22 protein-coding genes and 1 pseudogene are annotated in these 23,076 nt (G+C 41.0%); all 23 read left to right on the top strand.

Annotated elements, in window-relative coordinates; translation table 11 throughout:
* Positions 1-263: 263 nt before the first annotated feature.
* On the top strand, positions 264-2,141 hold the full coding sequence (locus ABFY09_RS01725) for a hypothetical protein (protein WP_347982572.1): 1,878 nt from the start codon (positions 264-266) through the stop codon (positions 2,139-2,141).
* Between the two features lie 27 nt (positions 2,142-2,168).
* Entirely contained in the window at positions 2,169-2,471 is a 303-nt protein-coding gene (locus ABFY09_RS01720) for an STAS domain-containing protein (RefSeq protein WP_347982571.1), read from the top strand.
* 5 nt (positions 2,472-2,476) lie between these two features.
* Positions 2,477-4,180, top strand: a complete 1,704-nt coding sequence (locus tag ABFY09_RS01715; protein ID WP_347982570.1) for a SpoIIE family protein phosphatase — start codon at positions 2,477-2,479, stop codon at positions 4,178-4,180.
* Between the two features lie 51 nt (positions 4,181-4,231).
* Positions 4,232-5,920: a flagellar hook-length control protein FliK gene (locus ABFY09_RS01710; RefSeq protein WP_347982569.1), complete on the top strand. Its 1,689-nt coding sequence runs from the start codon at positions 4,232-4,234 to the stop codon at positions 5,918-5,920.
* Positions 5,921-6,038: 118 nt separating this feature from the next.
* A complete protein-coding gene (locus tag ABFY09_RS01705; RefSeq protein ID WP_347982568.1) occupies positions 6,039-6,536 on the top strand; it encodes a flagellar basal body-associated FliL family protein in 498 nt (165 codons plus the stop codon).
* 5 nt (positions 6,537-6,541) lie between these two features.
* Positions 6,542-7,519, top strand: coding sequence for a flagellar motor switch protein FliM (fliM, locus tag ABFY09_RS01700; RefSeq protein ID WP_347982567.1), 978 nt, complete (start codon positions 6,542-6,544; stop codon positions 7,517-7,519).
* Between the two features lies 1 nt (position 7,520).
* Entirely contained in the window at positions 7,521-7,979 is a 459-nt protein-coding gene (gene fliN / locus ABFY09_RS01695) for a flagellar motor switch protein FliN (RefSeq protein WP_347982566.1), read from the top strand.
* 98 nt (positions 7,980-8,077) lie between these two features.
* Positions 8,078-8,395: a flagellar biosynthetic protein FliO gene (gene fliO / locus ABFY09_RS01690; RefSeq protein ID WP_347982565.1), complete on the top strand. Its 318-nt coding sequence runs from the start codon at positions 8,078-8,080 to the stop codon at positions 8,393-8,395.
* 1 nt (position 8,396) lies between these two features.
* Complete coding sequence (fliP, locus tag ABFY09_RS01685) at positions 8,397-9,134, top strand: flagellar type III secretion system pore protein FliP (RefSeq protein WP_347982564.1); 738 nt, start codon at positions 8,397-8,399, stop codon at positions 9,132-9,134.
* Positions 9,135-9,137: 3 nt separating this feature from the next.
* Entirely contained in the window at positions 9,138-9,407 is a 270-nt protein-coding gene (fliQ, locus tag ABFY09_RS01680) for a flagellar biosynthesis protein FliQ (protein ID WP_347982563.1), read from the top strand.
* Entirely contained in the window at positions 9,407-10,189 is a 783-nt protein-coding gene (gene fliR / locus ABFY09_RS01675; protein ID WP_347982562.1) for a flagellar biosynthetic protein FliR, read from the top strand. Before fliQ ends, fliR begins: the two co-directional genes overlap by 1 nt.
* A complete protein-coding gene (flhB, locus tag ABFY09_RS01670) occupies positions 10,182-11,318 on the top strand; it encodes a flagellar biosynthesis protein FlhB (protein ID WP_347982561.1) in 1,137 nt (378 codons plus the stop codon). The genes fliR and flhB overlap by 8 nt, the downstream gene beginning before the upstream one ends.
* A gap of 34 nt (positions 11,319-11,352) precedes the next feature.
* The gene (flhA, locus tag ABFY09_RS01665) at positions 11,353-13,473 is read left to right on the top strand and encodes a flagellar biosynthesis protein FlhA (protein WP_347982560.1); all 2,121 of its coding nucleotides are present in this window, start codon (positions 11,353-11,355) and stop codon (positions 13,471-13,473) included.
* Between the two features lie 100 nt (positions 13,474-13,573).
* A complete protein-coding gene (gene flhF / locus ABFY09_RS01660) occupies positions 13,574-14,860 on the top strand; it encodes a flagellar biosynthesis protein FlhF (RefSeq protein ID WP_347982559.1) in 1,287 nt (428 codons plus the stop codon).
* 113 nt (positions 14,861-14,973) lie between these two features.
* Complete coding sequence (locus ABFY09_RS01655) at positions 14,974-15,711, top strand: RNA polymerase sigma factor FliA (protein ID WP_347982558.1); 738 nt, start codon at positions 14,974-14,976, stop codon at positions 15,709-15,711.
* 43 nt (positions 15,712-15,754) lie between these two features.
* Entirely contained in the window at positions 15,755-16,147 is a 393-nt protein-coding gene (cheY, locus tag ABFY09_RS01650; protein ID WP_347982557.1) for a chemotaxis response regulator CheY, read from the top strand.
* 9 nt (positions 16,148-16,156) lie between these two features.
* The gene (locus tag ABFY09_RS01645) at positions 16,157-16,939 is read left to right on the top strand and encodes a protein phosphatase CheZ (protein ID WP_347982556.1); all 783 of its coding nucleotides are present in this window, start codon (positions 16,157-16,159) and stop codon (positions 16,937-16,939) included.
* A gap of 12 nt (positions 16,940-16,951) precedes the next feature.
* Positions 16,952-19,198 (top strand): chemotaxis protein CheA, encoded by a 2,247-nt coding sequence (locus ABFY09_RS01640; RefSeq protein WP_347982555.1) that lies wholly within the window; start codon positions 16,952-16,954, stop codon positions 19,196-19,198.
* Positions 19,199-19,224: 26 nt separating this feature from the next.
* A complete protein-coding gene (locus ABFY09_RS01635; protein WP_347982554.1) occupies positions 19,225-20,289 on the top strand; it encodes a chemotaxis response regulator protein-glutamate methylesterase in 1,065 nt (354 codons plus the stop codon).
* Entirely contained in the window at positions 20,289-21,026 is a 738-nt protein-coding gene (locus tag ABFY09_RS01630; protein WP_347982553.1) for a flagellar motor protein, read from the top strand. The genes ABFY09_RS01635 and ABFY09_RS01630 overlap by 1 nt, the downstream gene beginning before the upstream one ends.
* Positions 21,019-21,837: an OmpA family protein gene (locus tag ABFY09_RS01625; protein WP_347982552.1), complete on the top strand. Its 819-nt coding sequence runs from the start codon at positions 21,019-21,021 to the stop codon at positions 21,835-21,837. The genes ABFY09_RS01630 and ABFY09_RS01625 overlap by 8 nt, the downstream gene beginning before the upstream one ends.
* A 69-nt stretch (positions 21,838-21,906) precedes the next feature.
* Positions 21,907-22,680: a ParA family protein gene (locus ABFY09_RS01620; RefSeq protein ID WP_347982551.1), complete on the top strand. Its 774-nt coding sequence runs from the start codon at positions 21,907-21,909 to the stop codon at positions 22,678-22,680.
* A gap of 9 nt (positions 22,681-22,689) precedes the next feature.
* Positions 22,690-23,076: pseudogene (locus tag ABFY09_RS01615) on the top strand (chemotaxis protein CheW); the annotation flags it as partial.

The raw sequence follows: 23,076 nt of genomic DNA, 5'->3' as shown, positions 1-23,076 counted from the left end.
TTTTCGCTTGATAGAGCAGAGAGATGTGCATTTTCTGCTATTCTTGATTGGATGGATGGTACGACTGTTTGACCGCTATAATCCTGTCAATGGAGTAAAATATTATAAGATATGAACGATCTAAATAAAATGTATTCAGGCGGCCAAAAGAATTTTATTACTTCAACACAGAGTGGTGTTGTCATTATTGATAAGGCAAACCTTTTATCCTCTATTGACGGGTTGTGGCCATCTTCATTACCTCTGAAAAGTGACTGTTAATTATGAGTACACCATATACATTGTCCTCTAAATACCCAAGAAAAGAGCTTGTTGGGCGCTTACAAAAAAATATTGTGAGTTTTATATTTATTGCGCTGCTGGCTTTGTCTGGATTGTATTTCCACATTGATATGAAGCTGAATGAGCAGAATAATCAGCAGAAAGAAATTTACGCGTTTTTGGATGTTACTTATAGTGCCAAAGAGTATTGGTATGAACTGCTGCTATCGGAGGAGAACGGTTTTGTAGCTGAGGTTGGTTCTTCTTCAGAGCAGCTTCAACAGATTCTAATAAGTGAATATGATTCGATAGAGCAGGGGGTTTTAGATTTTGGTTTGTATTCTGCCGTTGACGTTTCGGGATCGTTGGCTTTATTGGATGAATTGAACCTAGAGAATCAAGCTGACTTCTTATTAACGCAAGAAAACAAAGCCTCTATTTATGAAGCTTTGGCTGTTTTAGAAGAGCTGAATAATGCTTTGTTGAAAGTTCACTTAGAGTCAGGTTATCAGCAGAAAGTGTTTATGGAGCAGTTAATTTGGTGGATGGTGGCTGCTTTTGTGCTGCTTGCTCTTGTTGCTATTTTGTCGGCTACCGACTTTGTCCGTCAGCTACGCTCAGGTTTTGCCGGTGTGCATTGTACCTTAGACCACCATAAGCACGGTCATGCTGCGATTTATCCTCCTCGTAATCTGGTTGATGAATTGACAGATTTAAGTCATGTGATTGATAACGAATTGGTTTCTAAAAGTTATGACCTTAATGATAAAGAAGAGTATTTATCTATTGTGGATGCTGCTTTATCGAAGGTAAATGATGCTTTTTTTATTACCAATAAAGAAGGCGATATCACATGGTTAAGCGCTGGTGCTGAGGGGTTGTGGTTTAAAAATATTACTCTGTTTGAATCTGTGTTGGGGATAGATTCTGGTCTGGATGAAGCAGTAGGTGAGCGAGTGCTTGATTCTATCCTTATGCAAGATGAGGATTTAACATTGAAGTTGTCTGATGGAATGTACGGCTTAAAAGTTCAGCGTCTAGAGCTTGAAATGGATTCCGAATCAGAAAAAAGTAATCAATCTTGTATTATATCGATTCAGCCAAAATCTGAATTGTCAGAGCTTCAAGTATTGCATCATAGCTTAAAGTTGATGGAGCAAGACGTATGGGATGTCCCTGTTCGAGTTTTAAGAGCGGAATCTCCTTATATGACATTTTCCCAGTCTTTAGAAGTCGTACGTCAAAATGTCACTACGCTTTTTGATAGTGTCGAAAATGTGTGTTTGCACACAAAGCCATTTGGAAAAATTACTAAACTACAACAAATAGCATCCCTAATTGACGAAAAAAGCAACCACAATGTAATGAGTAATAATGACGTTGTCGTGACGGCTGAACCTTCAGATAAGGTTGAAGTCGGACTCAATGAAATAGCTTGGTTGTCCGGGCAAATTCGAGATTCGTTGATACTTGGTTATGAATTGGTGCTTCAACGTTTAGCCTTGGTCGAAAAAGATTTGTCCTCGGACGCTTTTTTGTTGGCTGATGTTGATCGTTGCTTAAATGAGGTTAGATCTGGCGTTTTATATAGCCTGTCTGCGACAGAGGGTGAAAGCGAAAAAGTTCGCCGTAGGTTTTCTGTAGATTTAGAACACGATATTAGTAAGGTTCAAAACCAAATTGAAGGTATGAAAGCAACGCTCGATTCTACTCTGTCTTTGTTAGGGACTGACCGAAGTGTTGGTTTGGCAAGGTTGGATAGAGCGAGAGAATCTGTTAACGAAATTATTGAAAAACTTCATGAGTTAATCACGAAAATGCCTGCTAATGCATTAGAGGATGAGTCTTATAGACTATCTAATGATTATGATGATCTATAGGTCTAATTGTAACTCGAGGTATAAGTTGTGGTTGAAAGTTTTTTTGATGAAAATGCGGGGCGTTTAAAAATCCACGTAAAAGGTCGTTTCGATTACACTTACCTCAAAATGTTCAAAGAGGCATTCGCGGTAACTGAAAATGTTAATTCCTACGATGTGGATTTGGCTAAGGTAGATTACTTGGACAGTTCTGCGCTTGGTATGCTGCTCTTACTCAGAGATCATGCTGGTGGTGATCAAGGGTGTGTGCGTTTGATTAATGCAAAGGGAGCGGTTGTGGATATTTTGAAAATTGCAAACTTTCATCGCCTTTTTGAAATTGCTGAGTAGCTTTTATGGAGCAATTTTTAACCATCTTGGTGGTGGATGACAACCCAACGGATAGGGTTTTATTAAAGGCTATTTTAAACCAGTTCGGACATAATGTTATTGTGGCTGTCGATGGGCAAGATGCCGTTGATAAATTCGATCCAGAGGCAATTCAGTTGGTGTGTTTAGACATTAAAATGCCCCATAAGAATGGTTGGGAGGTTGCCTTAGAGATTCAAGAGATGGCGGGTGATAAATTTGTTCCCATCGTTTTCTTATCTGGTGTGGCTGATCCGGTTGCACTGTCTAATTGTTTGAATATCGGTGGTACCGATTTCATCTCTAAACCTTATAGTCCAGCCCTCATTACAGCAAAGCTGAATGCTATTGTTCGATTGTTGGTAATGCAAAAAACGCTTGAAGAGCAGCGTGATGAGTTAGCGCATTACAATGAAAAACTGCTTCATGAACAAGAGGTCGCCAAAGTTGTATATGAAAACATAACAAACTCTAATTACTTAAAAGACGCTGCGCTGTCTATTATTCATTATGGTACAAACACATTTAACGGTGATGTTATTTTGGCCGCTTATAAGCCAAATGGTGGGATGCATTTGTTGTTAGGTGATTTTACTGGTCATGGTTTGTCTGCAGCGATCGGAGCTTTGCCTCTTGCTGATATCTTTTTCGATTGGACGAAGAAAGGCTTTTTGATGCGCCAGATTATTCCTGAAATCAACGCACGCTTAAAAAGTGTATTGCCATCGAATGTGTTTTGTAGTGCTGCTTTCATTGATATTAAAGTCAATAACAAAAGCATTGAAGTTTGGAATGGTGGTTTGCCTGACTTGCTATTTTTCTCTGAGAATGCACAAGTTCCGAAAAGGCTGACGTCTAAAAACCTACCTCTGGGTGTTCTTTCGCCCGATGTGTTTGAGTGTCAAATTGATCTGGCTTCTTTTGTTCCTGGTGATCGTTTGTTGGCTTTTTCTGACGGTGTTTATGAGGCATTCGATTCTGCTGGCAATATGTTTTGTAATTCTGTACTTCAGCCCCTTTATGATGGAGAAGTTCAGGCTTCTGATTCAATGAATTGGCTTTCGAGTCAGTTACATAAAGAGGGTGTATTGGATAACCCGCATGATGATATTTCATGTCTTGGTGTTCGCTTAGATTCAAATATTGGTATAGATTCACTTATTTATGATACGCCTCAAAGTCACGATGAGGCGCCAGCCGATTTTTCATTTGAGTATGTTTTGAATGCGGATTCTCTTCGTAATACAGACCCTTTGCCTTATGTTTTGCAAATTATTACGACAGTTCCTGGGTTGAGCCGTTATTCCGGTCAAATTTTTATGATACTTTCTGAGCTGTATTCTAATGCACTTGAGCATGGTGTTTTAAAATTAAGCTCAACAAAAAAGCATTCTAGTGATGGTTTCTCTCTTTATTATGAAGAGAGAGAACGCAATTTGGCAGCATTGAAAGAAGGGTTTGTTAAAATATCAGTGAAGGTTGCGTCAGATAAAAATGACCGTGTTCTTACTTTGTATGTTGAAGATAGCGGTGAGGGGTTCGACTTTTCAAGGTTGAATTACGACATTTCGAATACAGAGCTACTCTATAACCGTGGACTTGCCTTGTTAGATCAACTCTGTCAGAAACTTGAGTTTTCGAAAGGTGGTCGAGCTGTATCTGCCCACTACCACTGGAGCATAGAGGTGTAACGTCAGGTTGGCCTTGCTATTGCATAGTCTCTTTTATAGTTGGAGGAAATTATGCGAACAGATTCAAATACGATGTTATCTTTGTCATCAGGTGTATTGCCAAAAACCTCAAAATCACCTCTACTAGCTTCAGATAACGGAGCGGCTTTTGAAGATGACTTCAAAAAAGCAAAAGTAGCGTTTGACCCCGAAAATGAAAGGCTCGCAGATAAGCAAGCTCTCAAAGAGTACGCTTTATCCGATGAAAGTCATGCAGCAACAAAACCTATTGAGCAATCTGAGGTTGCTTTGAAAGAAGGTTCTTCTGGTGCTGTTGTAGCAAAAGAAGACGGCAAAGTTTTGCAGCCAGAAGGCGATGTTTCTCCTACTAAATTGAATGATTCTGAAAAAGAAGTTGAGCCTGCATCTTTGTCATCTTTAAGTTTATTTGAGTTGGAAGTTGAACCTTCATCTTTGTCATCTTTAAGTTCACTTGAGTTGGAAGTTGAACCTTCATCTTTGTCATCTTTAAGTTCACTTGAGTTAGAGGCTGGGGCCAAAGAAGTACTTGATGAAAAAGTGTTAATTGATATGGATGCTCATATCGATATTGTAGAAACTCAAGTCAGTGATTTAGAGGAGATGCAACTCTCTGATCTTCCAAGAACGGACTTGGATCTATCAAACTTCCAGAATATAGAAGGAAGTGATTTTAAGGCAGACTTACAGAAAGGTGAGCCTGTACAGGCTTCTGTTTTTTTATCGCAAAGTGAGAAACCAGTTGAGGCTCTTGATCCGGAAAAACTGGTTCTAACACCTTTATCTCAGGGTGTTAAGCCTGTAAATAAAGATAATGAGTTAGTTTGGGGTGACTCAGAAGGGCTGGAAGTTGAATTGCCTCTTGAAGATGATAGTCAATTGTCTTGGGTTTTGTCTCAAATGAATGCACGTACAAGCTCTGCAACTGGTGAAAGAAGTCAAGAAAGTCTGGCCGCTCCTGCACTACTAGGTGCTAGCTTGGGGCGCGGAGCAGCACCAGCAAGTGTTTCATTGGATGGGGATCCAGAACTTGGAACAGAAGGTTTTGATCTCACAGATGCAGACTTAACAGATTCCTCTGATACTCTGCTGCTTGATGACTTGATCCTAATTGATGAGCCAGTTGAGCTGCGTAAAAAAGAGCAAGAAGCTATGTTTAGTCGAATGTCTGGGCAGATTGATGGTAAAGTAATTGAAGAAGGTGTCAGCAATTTAAATAATTCGACAAGTTCTGTGCGTGCTGTATCGACTGGGGCTGTTTCGACTATTGCGCCTCAAGCAAATTTAACAATGAATGTCCCGCCTCAGCATCCAAGTTGGGCAAGTGAAATGAGTCAGAAAGTGGCTTGGGTTGCTCGTGACGGGGGGCATACTGCTCATATTAGATTGGATCCACCAGAGCTAGGTAGTTTGACGGTTAAAATATCAGTCGATAATGATTCCAATACGCAAGTGAGCTTTATTGCAGCTACACCCCAAGCGAGAGAACTATTAGAAGGTCAAATGAACCGCCTGCGAGATATGCTGGCTCAGCAAGGTATGGATTTGAGTCGTGCCGATGTTGATGTTTCTCAGCAAGATACCTCCGGTATGCGAAGAGATTCCGAACAAGATAGTACTTCTAATCAAACTGAGCTTGCAGCTCAGGAAGAAATAGACGACGAACTTATTTCAAGAAATATGTCTTATGTTACCGCAACAGGTGTCGACTATTACGCTTAAAGTGCAAATAAATTGATGGTACTGTGTTTGATTCTTTGTAGAATAGAGTGCTTTAAATAAATGAAACGCATTCTGTGTGTTTAATGAGCAGAATTTAATATATCTAAGGTTTGTAAAGATGGCTGATGACGACGGATTAGATATTGGTGGCGAAAATGAAAAGTCAGGGGGCAAGAAAAAGCTGATTATTATTATTGCTCTTATTGTTTTGTTGGGTGGAGGAGCGGCTGCATATTTTTTACTGTTTAGTGGAAGTGGCGAGCCAGAGATGTCCGAAGAAGAAATGCTAGCCAAAGCGCCTTCTATATATTTATCACTAGACCCAGCTTTTACAATTGATTTTATGGTTGATGGTAGGCAGCGTTATGTGCAGTTAAGTATGACAGTAAAGTCAAAAAGAACTAAGCAAATAGATGCTGTAACGCTTCATATGCCTTTGATACGAAATAGTTTGGTTTTACTTTTCTCTAGTCAGTCATTTGTTGAGCTACAAACAGAGCAAGGGAAAATAGCCTTGAAGCAAGCTTCGATTGATGTGATCAATGGAATCCTTGAGCAGGAAACTGGCTTAGGTGGCATTGATAATGTTTTATTCACTAACTTTGTGATGCAGTAAGAATTATGTCCGCTCAAGATTTATTATCGCAGGATGAAATAGATGCTCTTTTGCATGGAGCTGATGAAAAGCCTTCAGAAGATGATAATAAAGATGCCAATGGTGTGGCTTCTTATGACGTCACAAGTCAAGAGCGGATTGTTCGTGGGCGCATGCCCACATTGGAGATGATAAACGAACGCTTCGCTCGTTATACACGGATTAGTTTGTTTAACATGCTTCGTCGTACTGCTGACGTATCGTCCGGTGGTCTTCAGATTATGAAGTTTGGTGAATACGTTCACACATTGTACGTACCAACTAGTTTAAATTTGGTTAAGTTTAGGCCTTTAAGAAGCACTGCGTTATTTATATTAGATGCGAAGCTAGTGTTTAAACTGGTGGACAACTTTTTTGGTGGTGACGGCCGTCACGCTAAAATCGAAGGGCGAGAGTTTACGCCAACAGAAATTCGTATTGTTCAGCTTATGTTGGAACAAGTGTTTATCGATTTAACGGAAGCTTGGGCGCCCGTGCTAAAATTAGATTTAGAGTACATTAGTTCAGAAGTAAATCCAGCAATGGCGAATATTGTTAGCCCAAGTGAAGTGGTGGTTGTTTCAACATTCCATATTGAATTGGACGGTGGAGGTGGTGAGTTACATATCACTCTTCCATATGCAATGATTGAGCCTGTGCGAGAGCTATTAGATGCAGGTGTACAGAGTGATGTGGATGAAAAAGATGACCGCTGGGGTAAATCACTTGAGCAAGACGTGAAAGATATTGATGTTAACTTGTCCGTTAATATTGCTAAGCGAAAGATTGCGTTAGGTGACGTGTTGAAGTTTAAGGCGGGTGATATTATACCGATAGAAATGCCCGAGTTTGTCACGGTTCGAGCGAATAATGTGCCTACTTTCAAAGGGAAGTTAGGTGTTAGTAATGACCATTACTCAGTTCAAATGGTTGAAAGTTTTAAACCGACTAAGGTAACGAAATAACATGGCAGAAGAATCTCCAGATCAAGCAGGAATGGATGAAGATTTAGCGGACGAGTGGGCCGCTGCAATGTCGGAAGCTGGTGAAACAGAAGGAAGTGACGGCCTAGAAGATGAATGGGCGTCGGCTATGAATGAGCAAGACGCTGAGCCGGTTCAATTAGAAACACTTTCCAGTCCACAGGTTTCCGGTAATGGTTTAGGCTCTGACCTCGATCTTATTATGGATATTCCTGTGGTCCTTTCTATGGAATTAGGTAATACAGAGATAGCCATTCGTAATTTAATGCAGCTGACCCAAGGTTCTGTTGTTGAGTTGGATCGTTTTGCAGGTGAGCCGTTGGATGTATTGGTAAATGGAACATTAATTGCGCACGGGGAAGTCGTTGTAGTGAATGATAAATATGGTATTCGCTTAACCGACGTTGTAAGCCCTAGTGAGCGCATTAGACGATTGAAGTAGCGCTATTGAATTCCTTCTTTGTTAGTAGATATCTCATTGCGGCCATATTTAGTATGGCCGTTCCTTGTTTACAGGCAACAGAAGTGCAGGATATTTCTATGACTTCGTCTGTATGGAAAATGGTTGTTTCTCTTGTTTTTATTATCGCGTTTATTCCTGTTTGTCTGTGGGTGATGAAGCGCTTTCAATTAGCTCAAATGAAGTTTGGGCAATCGGATATCAAAATAGTGAATGCTCAGTCTCTTGGTACAAAAGAGAAACTAATGCTTATTGAGGTTGAGGGGGAGCGAATTCTGATTGGTGTCACTGCACACAATATTTCTCACTTAAAAAGCTTTCCTCTAAAAGAAGGGGCATTTGCTTCCGTTATGGAAGAAGTGAGCAGGGAAAGAAGTGATCCTAATGAGGGTGTGTAAGGTGATTCGTTTTCTAGTGCTACTGATCTTGTTGATTCCAGGGGTGTCATTGGCTGAAGTTGGCTTGCCTGCTGTGAAAGTGGTGACCAACGCAGATGGTAGTCAGGACTATACGGTTTCGCTGCAAATTTTATTCATCATGACTGCCTTGACGCTTTTGCCGGCGGCTCTAATGATGATGACTTCATTTACCCGAATTATTGTTGTTCTGGCGATTCTTAGGCAAGCAATAGGTCTTCAGCAAACACCGTCTAACCAGATAATGCTCGGTATGGCGCTTTTTCTTACCTTATTTATTATGACGCCCACTTTGGATAAAGTGAATGAGGTGGCTTTGCAGCCTTATCTAAGCGAAGAAATAACATCGGGGCAAGCAGTCGAAGCAGCTTCCGCTCCTATTAGAGATTTTATGCTGGCTCAAACACGAGAAGACGATATTGCGCTTTTTGTGAAATTAGCAGGGCGTGAAGGGACAATTCAGTCCATGGAGACCTTGCCCTTTACGATTTTGATGCCTGCGTTTGTGACTAGTGAATTGAAAACGGCGTTTCAAATTGGTTTTATGATTTTTATCCCATTTCTTATTGTGGATATGGTTGTGGCCAGTGTTTTGATGGCAATGGGTATGATGATGCTGTCTCCTGTTATTATTTCCTTACCATTTAAGATTATGTTGTTTGTTATGGTGGATGGTTGGGCGATGATTATGGGTACTTTAGCTGCAAGCTTCGGGATTTAAATTATGAACCCTCAGGTGGTGTTAGACTTATATGGGCAGGGTTTTTATTTAATTGTTTTAATTGTTGGGGTTGTGATGGTGCCAAGCTTATTGGTTGGTTTGATTGTGAGTGTGTTTCAGGCCGCGACTCAGATTAATGAGCAAACCCTCTCTTTCCTGCCGAGGTTGATTGTTACTATTCTCGTTATCATGCACCTAGGTCCGTGGATTTTGACGAAATTGACAGACTTTACGACCAACTTGTTTATTAATATACCTATGATAATAGGCTAATGTTAGAACTTAATCCTGATGAGCTTCTGAATTTAACGATCAGCTTTCTTCTGCCTTTTTTTCGTATTGGTGCTTTCTTTATGGCGCTACCTTTGTTTGGTAGTCGTTTGGTTAATGCCAGAGCTCGTGTGGCTTTTTCCTTCTTAGTTGCTGTTATTGTAACGCCAGTAATCGATATTCCTGATTATGATCCCGTATCGCCTGCTTACATTGTTCTGATTGCCGAGCAATTAGTGATTGGTTTTGTCATGGGGTTCGTTATTACGATCTTATTTCAATTGTTTTCATTAGCTGGGCAGTTGGCGGCAATGAAGGCTGGTCTTGGTTTTGCCATGTCTAATGATCCTGCTAATGGTATTTCGGTGGCAACGTTAGGTCAGTATTATTTATCTATGGTTGCATTGGCTTTTCTAGGGACTGATGGTCATTTGGTCATGATAGAGTATTTGGCTGAGAGCTTTAATTACTGGCCGATTGGTGGAGGTTTTGAGAGTCAAAAGTATTGGCAATTGGTATTGCTTGGCAGTTGGATGTTTGAAAAGGCTTTGTTGATAGTTATGCCGTTGGCAATTGCTGTGTTGGTGATTAACTTATCATTTGGTATCGTTGCTAAAGCCTCGCCTCAGTTGAATATTTTTGCGCTTGGTTTTCCTGTTATTATGTTGTTTTCTCTCTTCTTTTTCTGGGTTATGTTGGAAGACTTCTTAGATATTTATTTGCTTTTTTTCAGAGAAGTGACGGATTGGATGAAAGGCACATGGGGGATTCAGTTAAATGGCTGAAAACGAAGACGGCAGTGAAAAAACGGAAAGTGCCAGTAGTAAGAAGCTTCAGGATGCCCGCGACAAAGGCAATTTGCCCAGGTCGAAAGACTTAAGTTCTGCTTTGTTGTTGATTGTGGCTGCGGTAACAATTTATGGCACTGGTACCTTGTTGGCTCGTGATTTGGCAGCTTTGTTCGACTTCAATTTTCTCATGGCGCGAGAGGATTTATTTGATTTGAGTCGAATGGTTTTTCATCTCTATCAGTCTGTTGTTGCTATGATGGATTCGATGTTGCTGCTGATGAGTGTGTTGGCTGTAGCTGGTATTATTGGCAGTATTGCTTTAGGTGGTCTTAATTTTTCTTGGGAACCTTTGACGCCAAAATTAAGTAAGTTGAGCCCTATTGCTGGCTTGAAGCGTATGTTCTCTGCTCAGTCTTTGGTTGAGCTATTAAAGTCTATTGCTAAAGTGTCCTTGGTAGGGCTTATTTCAGTAGTTGTGCTGAACTATTTCTTGGCTGAAACTCTAGGCTTGACCTTTCAGTCTATTCAGCTCGCGATTTCTCATGGCATCGATGTTGTTATTTGGTCGTTTATCTTTGTATCTCTTGCTTTAGTTTTAATAGCTGCTATAGATGTGCCTTTTCAGATTTGGTCGCACAAAGAAAAGCTGAAAATGACCAAGCAAGAAGTTAAAGATGAATTTAAACAACAAGAAGGTGATCCTTTGGTTCGTGGGCGAATACGTCAAATGCAGCGCCAAGCTGCAATGAGTCGAATGATGGCAGATGTTCCTCAAGCCGACGTAATTATTACCAACCCGACTCACTTTTCTGTTGCACTGAAATACGATCAGGCTGGTGGTGCTGCGCCTAAGCTTCTTGCGAAAGGTGGTGACTTTATTGCATTGAAAATTCGTGAGGTTGGCAATCACTATGATATCCCTGTGATACAATCTCCAGAATTGGCTCGAGCTGTTTACCATCATACAGAAATTGGTGATGAAATTCCCCAAGGCCTTTTTAAAGTAGTAGCTCAATTGCTGGCTTATGTGTATCAATTGCGTAACTCTCGCATGGGGGTGCCAAAGCCTGAGAGTATGCCAAATTTGGATGTGCCAGACGAATTTAAGTGGGATGGCAATTGATCATGCTTTTTTGTTTTTCTATTAGGGATCTAGTGTGAATTTTGACCGTGATCGACTTGCGGGGCAAGTGCAGGGTATTTTTAGTGGAAATCTAGGTATTCCTATTCTGTTATTGTCGCTTTTGGCGATGATGATTTTACCTATCCCAGCTTTTTTGTTGGACGTTCTTTTTACTTTTAATATTGCCTTAGCCATCGTTGTACTTTTGGTCGCAATATATTCGATGCGCCCTCTCGAATTCGCTGTTTTTCCTACGGTTTTGCTGGTTTCAACCTTGATGCGTTTGGCGCTTAACGTGGCCTCAACACGAGTGGTTTTGCTGAATGGCCATGAAGGTGGTGACGCGGCAGGGAAGGTGATTCAAGCCTTCGGTGAGGTGGTTATTGGTGGTAACTATGTTGTCGGTTTTGTTGTTTTTGCCATATTAATGATCATTAACTTCGCAGTTGTAACGAAAGGTGCGGGGCGTATTTCGGAGGTGAGTGCGCGTTTCACTTTGGATGCAATGCCAGGAAAGCAGATGGCGATTGATGCGGATTTGAATGCGGGCATGATTGATGCTGAGCAGGCTAAAGAGCGCCGGATTGAGATCGCTTCTGAAGCTGAGTTTTATGGCTCTATGGATGGTGCTTCCAAATTTGTAAAAGGTGATGCCATTGCCGGTTTATTAATTCTTGGTATTAATATTATTGGTGGCTTGTCCATTGGTATGGCGCAACATGATCTTTCTTTTGCTGAGGCGATTGAGCGTTACTCGCTTTTAACTATCGGTGATGGTTTGGTTGCACAATTGCCTTCTCTTATGTTGTCTACTGCGGCAGCGATAATGGTAACTCGAGTTAATGAGAGTGGAGACATGGGGTCGCAGATAATGCGGCAAATGTTTGGCTCATCAAAGGCTTTATATGTTGCTGCAGGTGTGATGACTATTATGGGTGTTGTGCCCGGAATGCCGCACTTATCTTTTCTTGCTTTGGCTGCTTGTTTGGGTGGTCTTGCGTACTTTATGGAATACCGTAAGAAGCAGAAGTCTAAGCAGAAGCAAAAAGCAGGGAGTGCGAATAAGTCTACTTCAGATAATATGCCTGCAGAAGTAAAAGATTTAAGTTGGGATGATGTTGCTCCAGTAGATATGCTTGGGTTGGAGGTGGGGTATCGGTTAATTCCATTGGTAGACAAAAGTCAGGGTGGAGAGCTTTTAGCAAGGATTAAAGGTGTGCGCCGTAAGCTGTCTCAGGACTTGGGTTTCTTGGTTCCCAGTGTGCACATTAGAGATAACTTAGATTTAATGCCTAATGCTTATCGAGTTACCTTGATGGGAGTGAGTTTGGCTGAGGCGGAGGTGCATCCGGATAAAGATTTGGCGATTGATCCTGGGCAGGTGTTTGGCACGATTGATGGTGTGCCAGGTAAAGATCCATCATTTGGTTTGGATGCTGTATGGATCGATCCAAAAAAGAGAGACCAAGCGCAGACTTACGGTTACACAGTAGTTGATGTTAGTACGGTTGTGGCGACGCATATAAACCAAATTATGTATAAGCATGCCTATGAACTAATTGGTCATGATGAAGTTCAGCAGTTGTTGAGCTTGTTGAAACAGTACAATCCAAAATTGGCGGAGGAATTAGTCCCAAACACTATTCCACTGAGTGTTCTTTTGAAAGTGTTACAGAACTTATTGATTGAAGGTGTGCCGCTTCGAGATATGCGGACCATCGCTGAATCTATTATGGGGGTGCAGCCTAAGACTCAAGATCCTATGATATTGACGGCCGCAGTTCGAACGTCTTTGTCTCGTTTAATTATTCAGACGTTGGCTGACGGTATAGAGGAAATTCCTGTTTTAACATTAGAACCTCAGTTGGAAAAAATGTTGATGCAAACGGTGCAGCAAAGTCAGCAGTCTGGTATAAAAAATGAAGAAGCGCTTATTTTAGAGCCGCAAATGGCTGAGCAATTACAAAATTCCTTGAAACAGTCTGCTGAGCAGCAAGAGGTAATGGGAAATACGCCGATTCTTATTGTATCTGCTCCAATTAGGCCAATGTTGGCGCGATTTATGCGTTACGGTATGGTAAATATGTCTGTGCTTTCATATCAAGAAGTGCCAGATCACAAACGTATTACTGTGGTTGGTGTAATTGGGCAATAAGTTTGATGATTTGACAGATTAATAGTATCTATATTTATTTGAATCTTTCGGGTAAGCTATGGATTTGTAAGAAAAATATACTGGAAGGATTAAGTTATTCATGCAAATTAGGCGGTTTAGAGCTCCTGACATGCGGCAAGCGATACGAAAGGTACGCGATGCTGTAGGTCCTGATGCTGTTATTTTATCAAATCAACGTCTTCCTACCGGAGAGATAGAGATTGTTGCCGCTTTGGATTACGACGGTTCCCTCCCTTCTAATATGTCCTCTAAACGTCCTGTATCCAATCACTTGCCTGAACGTCGCACGCCAAGCTCTGAATACCTAGAGCGTATAGAGCAAGCTAAAAAACAGCCTCCCAAAGAAGAGTCTGTGTCTGATGGTGAAAGTCGGGCTAAGCCTTCTTACTATTTTGAAATGCCGCCTCTATCAGAAGATAAGACAGATCCTAAAGTTGAAGAAACACTATCTATTCGCAATGTTGATAATGAGCGGCAGATGCGTGAAATGGAGCTGGAATTAAAAAATGTTCGAGTTATGTTGGATCGTCGTCAGCAAGAAGAGGGCCGAGCGGATGCTAAGGTTGGTTCCGCTGAGATTAAAGCTCGTCAACAGCTACAGGGGTTAGGTTTATCTGATTTTGTTGTTTCTAGACTGATAGATGATATTGATCTAAAAGGTCGAGAAGACGATTGGAATCGATTGCTTGCGAATTTAGCAGACTATATACCTGTACGTTCTAGCTCTAGTGAGCTTCGAGGTTGTATTGCCTTTATGGGGCCAACAGGCGTAGGTAAAACCACCTCTATTGGTAAAATTGCGGCTCAGCATGTTTTAAAATATGGCCCTGATGGTGTGGTTTTAATAACAACGGATACTTATCGAATTGCAGCGCATGAGCAATTAAAAACATTTGGCCGTATTTTAAATGTTCCAGTTGAGGTGGTAAGTGAATACTCAGATTTAAATGACGTTTTGGCAAAATATGCGGATTACCCGTTAGTGCTTGTTGATACAGCTGGTATGAATCCAAGGGATTCTAACCTTGAACGTCAGCTTCTAATGATGAAACGTGCGAGACAAAACTTGAAGAAACTTTTAGTCTTGCCTTGCACTAGTCAAAGGCAAGTATTAAAAACTGTTGTTGAAATTTACTCTCAAGTTCAATTAGATGGTTGTGTTTTAAGTAAATTAGATGAATCTGCTTCTCTTGGAGAAGCCATTAGTGTGGTAATCGAAGAAAGCTTACCTGTTGTTTATATTGCCGACGGCCAACGTATCCCTGATGATATTGAACCTGCTCGTGCGCATAATTTAATTAGTCGAGCGGTTTATACGGCTGAACATTATAGTCAACTATATGGCTCATTAAAATATGGCGGGTAGAAAGGTATGGTAGTTAGTAAAAATATGTTATTACTGAAAGCGCTGCGTCAAACAATGTAGTACAGTTAGTTGACGCAACTAACTTAAATAGTGAAGGTTGCCTAGAATATTTTATGCAGACCAAGAATGGATATAATACATACTCAAAAAAAGCGACGCTTTCAATTGATGCGATTGTCGAACAATATGGGTATTTAGTAAAAAAAATCGCATACCATTTACTGGCTCGTTTGCCTGATAGCGTGGATGTCGATGACTTGACTCAAGCTGGTATGATGGGGTTGATCGAAGCTTATAAACGGTTTGAATCGACGAAAGGGGCCAGCTTTGAGACCTATGCTGGTATTCGCATTCGTGGCTCTATGATGGACGAAGTTCGGAAATCTGATTGGGCACCTCGTTCTGTGCGCAGAAATGGTAGAGCAGTCACTAATGCCATTAAAGAATTAGAAGCGACTCTTGGTCGTGAAGCAGGCGATACTGAAATAGCTGCACATATGGGAATAGGGATTGATGAATATCATGAGATGATACAGTCCTCTATGTCGACCCAGTTGTTTAGTTATGAAGAAATGTTGGATTCTGACACGAATAATTTGGAAAGCTCAGAGTCTGAATTTGAAAACTCTCCTTATTCACTTGTTGAAGAAGTTGGTTTTCAAAGTGAATTAGCAAAAGAAATAGAAAATCTTCCAGAAAGGGAAAAATTAGTATTATCTTTATACTATAATGAAGAGCTGAATTTAAAAGAAATTGGTGCTGTACTAGGTGTCAGTGAATCAAGAGTTAGTCAGATACATAGCCAAGCGGCTATGAGGTTGCGAGCTCGACTAAGTAATTGGCGAGATTAAATTATGTATTATGGAATATTACCTTTAAGGTGTGGAGGTTGCATTGGATAAAAATATGAAAATCCTAATTGTTGATGACTTCTCGACAATGAGACGAATCATCAAAAATTTGTTACGGGATTTAGGGTTTACCAATACAGTTGAAGCAGATGATGGAACGACAGCGCTGCCGATACTTCAAGCTGGGTCTATTGATTTCCTTGTGACGGATTGGAATATGCCGGGCATGACAGGAATTGAGTTACTTCGAGCAGTGAGAGCGGATGAAAAATTAAAAACGATTCCTGTTTTAATGGTAACGGCTGAAGCTAAGCGTGACCAAATTATTTCAGCTGCTCAAGCTGGTGTAAATGGTTATGTTGTTAAGCCTTTTACTGCCGTCGCTTTGAAAGAAAAAATTGAGAAAATATTTGAACGAATAGACGCTGCGAAATAGGAATTTTGGATGTCAAATGAATTGGGGTCTGGACTAGTGGAATTTGAAAGCCTAGTTAAAGATGGTGCTGTAGAGCTTCAAAAACATATCGAAGTCGGAGATTTTGATGGTGCAATCAAAATAATCCAAGAGTTAAGTGAAGCTCGACATAATAGCTTTTATAATGAAGTGGGTTTTTTGACGCGAAGTCTTCATGATGCCATTCGTGATTTTCAGGTTGATTCAATGGATTTGGTGTCAGGAGAAGGTGAAGCCACAACCAAAATCACAGACGCTTCAGATCGACTGAATTATGTGATTGAAACAACCAGTGCTGCCGCTAACAAAACCATGGATATGGTGGATGGTAGTGTTCCTGTCGCCAGTGAATTACAAATCCGAGCTAAAGAGTTGCGTAAAGATTGGGGGCGTCTAATTCAAAGAGACTTGACGCCACAAGAGTTTCGCGATTTGTACAAGCGAATTGATGTGTTTTTAGCATATGCTGATGAAAGCGCAACAACCTTGCATTCAAACCTCAACACGATTCTTCTAGAGCAAGGTTATCAAGATCTAACCGGTCAAGTAATTGCTAGAGTGAATGATTTAATTCGAGATGTAGAAGAAAAATTAGTACATCTCGTCGCTGTTGCTGGACGCGTTGATAGTATCTCCGGAATTGAGCACCAAGAGAAAGAGTCTGATCACGATGATACTCGTGGTCATGGCCCAGCTATTAATAAACAAAACAACCCAGAAGTATTGAATAGTCAAGACGAAGTAGACGACTTGCTATCAAGTCTTGGTTTCTAGAAGGGGCTAAGGATGAGTTTTGAAGTCGATGAAGAAATTTTACAGGATTTTTTGGTAGAAGCTGGAGAGATCTTAGAGCAGCTTTCTGAACAATTAGTAGATTTAGAACAGAACCCTGATGATAAAGCATTGCTTAATGCAATATTCCGTGGTTTCCATACGGTAAAGGGTGGTGCAGGATTTCTACAGTTAACTGCTTTGGTTGACTGTTGTCATTACGCTGAAAACGTTTTTGATATTTTAAGGAATGGTCAGCGTAAAATAGACTCTGATTTAATGGACATTGTTTTACAAGCACTCGATGCTGTAAATGAAATGTTCGATACTGTTCGTTCAGGTGGTGAGCCTGAACGAGCGTCCCCTGAATTAATTTCGGCATTAAGTGCCTACGCTACACCTCCAACTGAAGAAGAGTTGGCTGGAGCGGATGAAGATGAAGGCGTTGAAGAGTCAAGTGAACCTGCCAAATCTGATGACACTACAATTGATTTAGATGATGAAGATCAAAGTTCTAATGCTTCGGGTGAAGAAGTTGATATTTCTGATGATGAATTTGAGTCTTTACTCGATGCTTTAGGTGATACTGACGCTTCTTCTGATAATGAGCCTAAAACTGATGCTAGTGATGACATCTCAGAAGATGAATTTGATACGCTTCTGAATCAGTTGCATGGTAGCGGTGCTCCAGGTATTTCTGATGATCCAGTGGTTGAAGAAAAGCCAGATTCAGCTGCATCTGATGAAATTACAGAAGGTGAGTTCGAAGCCTTGTTGGATAAGCTTCACGGCGAAACGGATTCATCTTCTAAAGATACTAAGAAAGACGAAAGTTCTGAGCCTTCCCCTGATGTACCTGCTGGTTCAGGTGATCTAATAACGGAAGATGAGTTTGAGTCACTCCTAGATACTTTACAAAGTCAGAAAAAAGAAACTGAGAAAAAAGTAGAAAAGCCTAAAGAGCCAGAGAAGGCGAAAGCTAAGGCAAAGCCTGCGCCTGAAAAGCCTGTAGCACCTAAACCAGCTACTAAGGCGAAGCCTGTAGAAGCTGATGCTGAAAAAACTAAGGAAAAAACTGTTAATGCACCTGTTACACAGGAAGCAACGGTTCGTGTTGATACTAAACGCTTAGATGACATTATGAACATGGTTGGTGAGCTTGTATTGGTTCGTAACCGTCTTGTTCGATTGGGCCTTCAAAGCGAAGATGAATCGATGGGTAAAGCAGTATCAAATTTGGATGTTGTAACAGGTGACTTGCAAAACGCGGTAATGAAGACGCGAATGCAACCAATTAAAAAGGTTTTCGGTCGTTTCCCACGAGTAGTTCGAGATCTTGCTCGAAATATGAAGAAAGAAGTAAACCTTGTCCTACGTGGTGAAGATACAGATTTAGATAAAAACCTAGTTGAGGCGTTAGCGGACCCTCTTGTTCACTTGGTGCGAAACTCTGTAGACCATGGTGTTGAAGGGCCTGATGTTCGTGAAGCAAATGGCAAACCTCGGGTTGGAACGGTTATTTTATCTGCAGAGCAAGAGGGTGATCATATTCTGCTATCCATCGATGATGATGGTGCTGGTATGGATCCCAACTTCCTAAGAGGTAAAGCTGTAGAAAAAGGCTTAATGGACACGGATGCTGCTGATCGTTTATCTGATGATGAAGCATTTAATCTGATTTTTGCGCCAGGTTTTTCTACAAAAGTAGAAATTACAGATGTTTCTGGTCGTGGTGTTGGGATGGATGTGGTGAAAACCAAAATATCTCAGCTCAATGGTACATTAGATATTAAATCTGTTTTAGGGCAAGGTTCACGCTTCATTATCAAAGTACCGTTAACTCTTGCGATTATGCCGACATTGATGGTTACATTGGCTGATCAAGCCTTTGCTTTCCCTCTTGTGAGTGTGAATGAGATTTTTCATCTGGACTTGAAAAAAACCAACATTGTCGATGGGCAACAAGTGGTTGTTATTCGTGGTAAAACATTGCCAATTTTCCATCTGAAGAGCTGGTTAGTCAAAGGTAGTGGAAAAGATGATTTACCTTCGGAAGCTCATGTTGTTGTTGTGCAAGTCGGTATTAATGAAGTGGGATTTGTTGTTGATCAATTAGTTGGTCAAGAAGAAGTGGTTATTAAACCACTAGGTAAAATGTTGCAAGGTACTGCTGGTGTTGCAGGTGCAACCATAACAGGTGATGGTCGTATTGCTTTGATTCTAGATGTCCCTAGTATGCTTAAAACATACGCATCAAAGTAATATGACTTCCATTTAGAGGATGTAATATGCCTGTAAAGGTGCTAGTTGTAGATGACTCCGGTTTTTTTCGTCGTCGTCTCGTTGAAATTTTTGAAGCAGACCCTCGCCTTACTGTAATAGGTACCGCGAATAACGGAAAAGAGGCAATTGATAAAGTACAGTCTTTATCGCCAGATGTTGTAACTATGGACTATGAAATGCCTGTTCTTAATGGCATTGATGCAGTTGCTAACATTATGGAAATTAAACCGACTCCAGTGTTAATGTTTTCATCGTTAACTCATGAAGGTGCTAAGGTTACATTGGATGCGCTTGAGGCTGGCGCGGTTGATTTTATGCCAAAGAATTTTGAGGACATTTCTCGTGATTCTGCTGTAGTCAAACGAGCGTTGGTCGATCGAGTCCTCGCTGTAGCAAAAACTCGTTTAACTGGTGGTCGTGTACCTATTGAAGCTTTAGCTCCACGTGAAGTCCCTAAGCCAATTGTTACAGATCGTGGGGTCATCATTCCGCGAGTTAGAAAGCGAGTTAGTTTGGTTGCTATTGGAACCTCCACTGGCGGTCCAATGGCTTTGCAAACTGTGTTGAGCAAGTTGCCTAAAGACTTCTCAGCTCCTCTAGTATTGGTTCAGCATATGCCAGCCGCTTTTACGAGTGCTTTTGCTGATCGATTAAATAATATTTGCCAAATTACTGTTAAAGAAGCTCAAGATGGAGATCGCCTACAAGCCGGTGTTGCATTATTAGCTCCAGGTGGGAAGCAAATGATGGTAGACCCTAGAAATGGTGGATGTGTACGGATCTTAGATGGTGATGAAAGGCTTAATTATAAGCCATCTGTAGATGTTACCTTCGGCTCCGCTTCAAAATGTTACCCAGGTAAAGTGTTATCTGTTGTTATGACAGGAATGGGAGCAGATGGTCGAGAGGGTACTCGTATGCTCAAGAACACAGGCTCTAGAGTTTGGATTCAAAGCGAAGATTCCTGTGTTATTTATGGTATGCCAATGGCTGTCGAAAAAGCCGGTTTGGCAGATGATATTATAGATCTACAACATATTGGTGAGCGTATTGCACGAGAGGTAAGCTAGTGGATCTCGTTACTTTAGCGGGCCTATTAATCGCTTTTAGTTCGGTCTTTCTAGCTAACTGGTTAGGAGGAGGAGAAATAGTTCTTCTATTAAACCTTCCTTCTGCAATTATTGTTATTGTTGGTAGCATTGGCGCTACACTTATTCAAAGTAGCATTCATGAAGCCATTCGAGCTTGTGTTCTTTTAAAATGGAGTCTATTTCCTCCTGTTTTTGATTTTAATTCTTCTCGCGCTGTAATTAATAGTTTGGCTCATAAGGCGAGACGACTTTCCTTGTTAGCGTTAGAGTCAGATATAGAAGTATTTAGCAACAACTTTTCTAATCGTGCTTTACAGATGGCCATTGATGGCGCTGATCCTGAATTATTAGAGGGTCGCCTTAATGATGACGCTACGCGCATTTATAATAAGCGCATGAAAAGCATAACCTTTATTGAGTCTATTGGTGGCTACGCGCCTACTTTAGGGATTATGGGCTCTGTCCTTGGTTTAATTCAAGCGATGGCAAATCTGGATAGCCCTGAAGCCTTAGGGCATGGTATTGCTGTTGCCTTTGTTTCTACACTGTACGGCCAAGGCTTTGCTAATCTAGTGGTTTTCCCTATCGCAAAGAAATTGTCTGATTACGCTGATCGAGAGCTTCTCTACCATCAATTATTAATTGATGGTATCTGTGGTATTGCAACAGGCAAACATCCTTATCGACTAGAGTTAGAGCTCAGCACTTATGAGTAATGCTCCAAAACGGAAGTTAAAAGGTCGTAGAGTCGTTGCTAAGGTGACGTCATCACAGGGTGATAACAGAGATCGATGGATATTATCCTATGCAGACTTTATTACCTTATTGTTTGCTTTCTTTGTAGCCTTATACGCTCTTTCGTCAAAAAATACAGGAGATGAACCGCGGTTGAAAGAAACGTTGCATGGTGTTTTTGAAGCAGTTCAAAAATCCGTTAAGCCGATTAATATCGGTGAACCTATTATCGGTGAACCAAAAGATATTGAAGTGGTTGAAACCAAACCGATCCCCCCTGTGATTCCGACAATAGAGGAAAGTCATTCCTCAGCAGTTTATTCTCTATTATCTCAAGTTGTTGAAAACCAGTTTTCTGGATTGCATGCTGACGGCCAAATTTCGGTGTCTGAGTCTGCATACTGGGTGAGTTTGGAGCTGAATTCTGGTTTGGTTTTTGGGCAGGGAGAATATGATTTAACGAATGAAGCTGTAGCTCTATTGATTTTAGTCGCAAATATTCTGAAAGAATATCCCACCGTTGTTTTAGTTGAAGGTAACACAGATGATACGCCTGTCAGCTCAAGGAATTTAGTTTCTAATTGGCATTTATCTAGCTTGCGCTCTGCTTCTGTGGTGGATGAATTAATTTATCAAGGTGTTAAATCTGAAATGATTGCACCAGTTGGTTTTTCCAGTGAGAACCCAAAAATCGACAATAATAACGAAGAAGCTCGTCAGCAAAATCGTCGTGTGGTGATACAAATTAGCAAGCATGACGCTGATAATGTTCATGATTACTTGTTTAAGTAGTTAGTTACTGTATATGATTGCAAAGAATTCGTAAGCAAAATAACAGCATAGGATATCAGGGGAGTCAGAGTGCACATTTGGGCGGTGGCGAATCAAAAAGGTGGTGTGGGAAAAACGACAACAGTTGTTTCCTTGGCAGGTGTATTAGCAGATGCTGGCAACCGTGTATTAATGGTGGATTTAGATCCGCACGGGTCACTGACGAGCTACTTTCGTTTTGACCCAGACTCCATTGAGCATAGTGCGTATAACCTTTTTCAGGCTACAGGAAAAATACCTGAAGACCTTCCAGCTTCTTTGATTCTTGAAACAGGACATCCCAATTTATCTTTATTGCCTGCGTCTACCGCTTTAGCAACGTTAGAACGTCACGCTCAAGCTCAAGGTGGAATGGGACTTGTGATCTCAAAAACTTTGGCTATTTTATGGGACGATTATGACTATGTATTAATTGATAGTCCGCCAGTATTGGGTGTTTTGATGATCAATGCGCTAGCCGCTTGTCAGCAACTTGTTATCCCTGTGCAAACTGAATTTCTGGCGATTAAAGGGTTGGAGCGAATGGTAAGAACGCTCACCATGATCAACCGTGCTAGAAAACGTCCTGTTCCTTTTTTAATCGTGCCCACGTTATTTGATCGACGAACTCAAGCTTCAAATAAAAGCTTGAGAAGTTTAAAAGATACATATGAAGAATTAGTCTGGCATTCAGTTATACCTGTTGACACCAAGTTAAGAGATGCAAGTACAGCAGGCATAGCACCATCGGCTTTAGACCCGAATGCTCGTGGCATAAAGGCGTATACGAGTTTGGTGGATTCTTTGCTGAAGCCAGCAGGGTAGTAATTATTTATGAAAGAAACAAAGAATAAGGAACAAACGCTAATAGGTCCTCAAGTTGCGGTTCAAAAGTATCTTGATGATTTATTGCATGAAGCGACAACAGAACAGCAACCAATTGAAGTTGATGAGGCTTTGTCAGATCAAGATATAGATGATGTAACGAATGATGAGCCTGTTACAGAGAGGATCGGTTTAAGTGAAGAGGGCTTGTCCTCTTTAGATGCTTCAGTTGAAGAACTTGAAAAAGCGATATTAGAATCAACAGATGAGTTGTCAGTAGAATTAGAAACACAAGAGACTATTGAGCCAGAGCCAGAGCCAGAGCCAGAGCCAGAGCCAGAGCCAGAGCCAGAGCCAGAGCCAGAGCCAGAGCCAGAGCCAGAGCCAGAGCCAGAG

The organism is Marinomonas sp. 5E14-1, assembly GCF_039939215.1.
GTDB lineage: Bacteria > Pseudomonadota > Gammaproteobacteria > Pseudomonadales > Marinomonadaceae > Marinomonas.
This window is presented reverse-complemented; position numbering and strand designations above follow the sequence as displayed.

What these genes read in the sequence shown, in the direction of transcription:
- ABFY09_RS01655 (WP_347982558.1), top strand. Translation starts at nt 14,974, where the DNA reads ATGCAGACCAAGAATGGATATAATACATACTCAAAAAAAGCGACGCTT.
- fliR (WP_347982562.1), top strand. Translation starts at nt 9,407, where the DNA reads ATGTTAGAACTTAATCCTGATGAGCTTCTGAATTTAACGATCAGCTTT.
- ABFY09_RS01640 (WP_347982555.1), top strand. Translation starts at nt 16,952, where the DNA reads ATGAGTTTTGAAGTCGATGAAGAAATTTTACAGGATTTTTTGGTAGAA.
- ABFY09_RS01710 (WP_347982569.1), top strand. Translation starts at nt 4,232, where the DNA reads ATGCGAACAGATTCAAATACGATGTTATCTTTGTCATCAGGTGTATTG.
- fliQ (WP_347982563.1), top strand. Translation starts at nt 9,138, where the DNA reads ATGAACCCTCAGGTGGTGTTAGACTTATATGGGCAGGGTTTTTATTTA.
- fliM (WP_347982567.1), top strand. Translation starts at nt 6,542, where the DNA reads ATGTCCGCTCAAGATTTATTATCGCAGGATGAAATAGATGCTCTTTTG.
- ABFY09_RS01625 (WP_347982552.1), top strand. Translation starts at nt 21,019, where the DNA reads ATGAGTAATGCTCCAAAACGGAAGTTAAAAGGTCGTAGAGTCGTTGCT.
- ABFY09_RS01705 (WP_347982568.1), top strand. Translation starts at nt 6,039, where the DNA reads ATGGCTGATGACGACGGATTAGATATTGGTGGCGAAAATGAAAAGTCA.
- flhF (WP_347982559.1), top strand. Translation starts at nt 13,574, where the DNA reads ATGCAAATTAGGCGGTTTAGAGCTCCTGACATGCGGCAAGCGATACGA.
- ABFY09_RS01635 (WP_347982554.1), top strand. Translation starts at nt 19,225, where the DNA reads ATGCCTGTAAAGGTGCTAGTTGTAGATGACTCCGGTTTTTTTCGTCGT.
- ABFY09_RS01725 (WP_347982572.1), top strand. Translation starts at nt 264, where the DNA reads ATGAGTACACCATATACATTGTCCTCTAAATACCCAAGAAAAGAGCTT.
- ABFY09_RS01645 (WP_347982556.1), top strand. Translation starts at nt 16,157, where the DNA reads ATGTCAAATGAATTGGGGTCTGGACTAGTGGAATTTGAAAGCCTAGTT.
- ABFY09_RS01715 (WP_347982570.1), top strand. Translation starts at nt 2,477, where the DNA reads ATGGAGCAATTTTTAACCATCTTGGTGGTGGATGACAACCCAACGGAT.
- flhB (WP_347982561.1), top strand. Translation starts at nt 10,182, where the DNA reads ATGGCTGAAAACGAAGACGGCAGTGAAAAAACGGAAAGTGCCAGTAGT.
- fliN (WP_347982566.1), top strand. Translation starts at nt 7,521, where the DNA reads ATGGCAGAAGAATCTCCAGATCAAGCAGGAATGGATGAAGATTTAGCG.
- fliO (WP_347982565.1), top strand. Translation starts at nt 8,078, where the DNA reads ATGACTTCGTCTGTATGGAAAATGGTTGTTTCTCTTGTTTTTATTATC.